Here is a 1,008-nt window from a genome sequence, read left to right on the forward strand (position 1 = left end):
TGTGGAAGCCCGGTAACGGGTGGAGCTGACTGGTACTAATAGGCCGAGGGCTTGTCCTCAGTTGCTCGCGTCCACTGTGTTAGTTCTGAAGTAACGAACAGTTACTGGTTTCTAGAGCTAGAACATAACTATAAAGTGTGCTTGTTCGCTCGAAACCGATAGGGTTTCGGTGGTCATAGCGTTAGGGAAACGCCCGGTTACATTCCGAACCCGGAAGCTAAGCCTTTCAGCGCCGATGGTACTGCAGGGGGGACCCTGTGGGAGAGTAGGACGCCGCCGAACAATCTTTCAAAGGACCCTTGGTCCAGCGTTCAACGCTGGACCAAGGGTCCTTTTTGTTTTTCACCTTTTTACGCCGAAGCGCGGCCATGGGTTGGTTGCGCGAGAATGACTAGCGGTACCCCGACGACAGGAGTCACACCCATGTCCAACTCTCCCGACGATCGTCCGGAGCGCGAGCCTCGGCGCAACGACGGCGGTGACAGGGGCGGCTACCGCGGGGGCCGTGACGACCGTGGCGGTGACCGTGGTGGCTTCCGCCGCGACGACCGTGGTGGCCGTCCGACCGGCAGTGGCGGCGGTTTCCGCCGTGACGACCGCGGTGGGCGTCCCACCGGCGGCGGCGACCGTCCCAGCTACCCCCGCCGTGATGACGACCGTGGTGGTCGTCCCACCGGTGGTGGCGGTGGCTTCCAGCGCCGTGACGACCGTGGCGGCGACCGCCCCAGCTACCCGCGTCGCGACGATGACCGTGGTGGTCGTCCCACCGGTGGTGGCGGCGGTTTCCAGCGCCGTGACGACCGCGGTGGGGACCGTCCGAGCTACCCGCGTCGTGATGACGACCGTGGTGGTCGTCCCACCGGTGGTGGCGGCGGTTTCCAGCGCCGTGACGACCGTGGCGGCGACCGCCCCAGCTACCCGCGTCGTGATGACGACCGTGGTGGCCGTCCCACCGGTGGTGGCGACCGTCCCTCCTTCCGTCGCGACGACCGTGGCGACCGCCCCAGC

Annotated in this window: 1 rRNA gene and 1 pseudogene; both read left to right on the plus strand. The window is 65.8% G+C overall.

Features of this window, described 5'->3' with window-relative positions:
- The first annotated feature begins 165 nt into the window (after positions 1-165).
- A 5S ribosomal RNA gene (gene rrf / locus ADK55_RS16195) occupies positions 166-282 on the plus strand.
- A gap of 159 nt (positions 283-441) precedes the next feature.
- Positions 442-1,008, plus strand: a pseudogene (locus ADK55_RS40980) (RNA helicase); the annotation flags it as partial.

Source organism: Streptomyces sp. WM4235 (genome assembly GCF_001279725.1).
Classification (GTDB): Bacteria; Actinomycetota; Actinomycetes; order Streptomycetales; family Streptomycetaceae; genus Streptomyces.